Source organism: Kutzneria sp. 744 (assembly GCF_000568255.1).
In the GTDB taxonomy this organism is placed as follows: Bacteria; Actinomycetota; Actinomycetes; order Mycobacteriales; family Pseudonocardiaceae; genus Kutzneria.
The window spans coordinates 2263290-2266542 of the sequence record NZ_KK037166.1; the positions used below are offsets into that span (position 1 = coordinate 2263290).

Sequence of the window (3253 nt, forward strand, 5' to 3'; positions counted from 1 at the left end):
AGAACTTCGGGTCCGGCTCGCCCTTGGGGCGGCCCAGGTGGGCCGTCACGACGACCCGCGCGCCGGCCTCGGTGAGGCGCCGGGCGGTGGGCAGGAACGCCCGGATCCGGCCGTCGTCAGTGATCTTGTCGCCGTCGAGGGGGACGTTGAGGTCGGCACGCACCAGCACGTGCCGACCCTGCACGCCCTCGGCGATCAGGTCGTCGAGAGTCTTCACTTGCGGCAACCCTCTCAGAGCTTCGAGGCGACCAGCGACACCAGGTCGGCGAGGCGGTTGGAGTAGCCCCACTCGTTGTCGTACCAGCCGACGACCTTGACCTGGTTGCCGATGACCTTGGTCAGCGGCGCGTCGTAGATGCAGGACGCCGGGTCGGTGACGATGTCCGAGGACACGATCGGGTCGTCGTTGTAGCGCAGGTACTTGCCCAGCGGGCCGTCGGCCGCGGCCTTGTACGCGGCGTTGACCTCGTCCAGGGTGACCTCGCGGCCCACGGTGACGGTCAGGTCGGTGGCCGAGCCGGTCGGCACCGGCACGCGCAGCGCGTAGCCGTCCAGCTTGCCCTTCAGCTCCGGCAGCACCAGGCCGATGGCCTTGGCCGCACCGGTCGAGGTGGGCACGATGTTCAGCGCGGCGGCGCGGGCGCGGCGCAGGTCCTTGTGCGGCGCGTCCTGGAGGTTCTGGTCCTGCGTGTACGCGTGGATCGTGGTCATCAGGCCACGCTCGATGGTGAACGCGTCGTGCAGCACCTTGGCCAGCGGGGCCAGGCAGTTCGTGGTGCACGAGGCGTTCGAGATGATGGTCTGCGAGCCGTCGTACAGGTCGTCGTTGGCGCCGAGCACGATGGTCAGGTCCTCGCCCTTGGCCGGCGCGGAGATGATGACCTTCTTGGCGCCGCCCTCGTCCACGTGCTTGCGGGCCGCCGCGGCGTCGGTGAAGAAGCCGGTCGACTCGACCACGACGTCCACGCCGAGGTCCTTCCAGGGCAGCTTGCCCGGGTCGCGCTCGGCCAGCGCCTTGACGACCTTGCCGTCGACCTCGATGCCCTCGTCGTGCAGCGACACCTCGCCGGGGAAGCGGCCAAGGATGGTGTCGTACTTCAGCAGGTGCGCCATGGTCGCGACGTCACCCAGGTCGTTGAAGGCCACGATCTCGATGTCGTGCCCGCTGGCCTTGACCGCCCTGAAGAAGTTGCGGCCGATGCGGCCGAAGCCGTTGACACCTACGCGAACCGTCACGGTGTGTCTCCTCGAAACTCGAACCGGTCGAATGCCGGAGCCCAGTAGATGCGGCGACGCTGCCTGCCGGCAACACTAGCGTTACGAAGTAGCGCTGGTCACAGTGGTATGGCAGCTTTCTTGATCGAGCCAGCTGAGACTGCTCCGTTCGGCCCAGCAATCGCCCCAAATTGGTCCAGACCAAGCCCCCGTTCCGACGCCACATGTGCGCCACATTCGACTCCCAGAGCCACATGTGGCCCACATGTGGCGAAAAAGTGGGGTCAGCGGCGGGGGGAGCCGAAGCGGACGCCGCCGTTGATGGTGTGGGCCTGGACACCGTGATTGCCGCCGCCGTTGATGGTGTTCGTCACGGTTCCGACGTCAGTGGGCTTACTCTCCTCGACCGGTGCAGATGCCGCCGGGTCGTCATCGGCGATCATCCCGGCGAGGGTGCGGGCGTCGAAGCCGGGGACCGCGACCCAGGCGTGGGTGGTGAACTCCTTGTTGGTCACGGCCAGCGCCGCGAAGTCCGTGGCCCGGGCGACCTTGGTGTAGTCGCCGGCGAAGACCGTGCGGTGCACGGCGTCGGACATGATCATCGCGGTGCTCATCGAGCCGTCCGGGCGGGCGGCGATGCAGCGGCGGGCCAGCGCCTTGAACGCGGGCGCCTCCAGCAGGCGGCTGCGCGAGATGTTGGCCGGGTGGAAGCCCTGGGTGTCGGGCAGCGGCCCGACCTCCACGGCCAGCCGGAGCCGAAGCTCCAGCTTGTTCCACTTGTTGTGCTCGGCGACGATCCCGTCCAAGGTGCGGCCCAGGTCCACGACACGGCCCAGCAGCCCGCTCGGGAAGGCGTAGAGCCAGCCGTCGCCGGTGTACTGCGCGTCCACCGTGTCCTGCCGGGACACCGCCACCGCGTCCATGCCGGCCGACAGCAGCGTCGCCAGCACGGTCGGCACCTGCGGCAGCAGATGGGGCGCGGTCCGGGCGGAGTCGATCACATCGACCCCGAGCAGGGTCCGGATGTCGGGCACGGTGTCCAAGGCTCCTCCAAGTGGCAGACGCTCAGCACGCACGAGTGGAGTCTGGTTGCGCATAGTTGTCGGGTCTCCCGGAAAAGCGGGAGACGTCGTGCCGACCCGGCCGCCATTCCGGGTCGGCCAGGCAGCGTTCCAGCAACGGCGGATCGGGCAGCACGTAACTGCGCCGCCCGGTCTCCAACAGCTTGTCCGACCGCAACTGCTTCAGCACGTGGTCGACGGTCTTGGCCGACGCCGTGACGAACTGGGCGATCTCCAACTGGGTCAGGCCCTTCACCCGCAGCCCGCCGCCGTCCACCGGCTCGCCGGAGGAGTGAGCCCAGCTCAACAGCTGTTTGGCCACCCGCACCGACACCTCGAACGAGGCGTGCAGCCGCTGCCGCTGATCGGCCTGGAACAGCCGCTTGCTCAACACGTCCGTCACGTGCGCGGCCAACAGCGGATGATCACGCAGCAGCGTCCGGAAGGTGTGCGCGTCCACGTGCAGCGCGGCGCCGGGCGTCCGGGCGATCACGTCCGCGCTGCGCGGCCGGTCCCCCATCACGCCCATCTCCCCCATCAGCTCGCCCGCGCCGTAGAAGCCGAGAATGGAGTCCGCGCCGTTGGGGCCGTGCAGCACGACCTTGACCTTGCCGGTCTCGATCAGCAGCACCTCGTCGCTGGGCGCGCCCTCCGCGATCAGCACCTCGCCCCGGCGAAACGGTCTGGTACGCCCGGAATTCCGCAGCAGGGTTCGGACGTCGGCTAACCGGTCGTCGGTCATGTCACGTGTGTCCCCTCAGCGACGAGCGCAGCCGTGCAGGGATATCAGACGTCGGCCTCCTCGACCTCCAACATCTCCGGAGTCACCGCCGACTCCGTGTCCGGCAGACCGAGCTCGTGGGCCCGCTTGTCCGCCATGGCCAACAGCCGCCGGATCCGGCCGGCCACCGCGTCCTTGGTCATCGGCGGCTCGGACAGCTGGCCGAGCTCCTCCAGCGACGCCTGACGGTTGCTCA

General features: G+C 68.9%; 5 protein-coding genes. All 5 read right to left on the reverse strand.

Translation table 11 applies throughout. The features are described 5' to 3' along the window. Nucleotides 1–217, reverse strand: a 217-nt coding sequence (gene pgk / locus KUTG_RS10085; protein WP_043716502.1) for a phosphoglycerate kinase, incomplete at its 3' end; no start/stop codon positions are given. Between the two features lie 14 nt (nucleotides 218–231). Next, on the reverse strand, nucleotides 232–1236 hold the full coding sequence (gap, locus tag KUTG_RS10090; RefSeq protein WP_043716504.1) for a type I glyceraldehyde-3-phosphate dehydrogenase: 1005 nt from the start codon (nucleotides 1234–1236) through the stop codon (nucleotides 232–234). Between the two features lie 263 nt (nucleotides 1237–1499). Then, the gene (locus KUTG_RS10095; RefSeq protein ID WP_043716505.1) at nucleotides 1500–2249 is read right to left on the reverse strand and encodes a hypothetical protein; all 750 of its coding nucleotides are present in this window, start codon (nucleotides 2247–2249) and stop codon (nucleotides 1500–1502) included. Between the two features lie 31 nt (nucleotides 2250–2280). Further along, nucleotides 2281–3018, reverse strand: coding sequence for a Crp/Fnr family transcriptional regulator (locus KUTG_RS10100; protein WP_043716507.1), 738 nt, complete (start codon nucleotides 3016–3018; stop codon nucleotides 2281–2283). 44 nt (nucleotides 3019–3062) lie between these two features. Next, on the reverse strand, nucleotides 3063–3253 hold a 191-nt coding region (locus tag KUTG_RS10105; RefSeq protein WP_043716508.1), incomplete at its 5' end, for a helix-turn-helix domain-containing protein.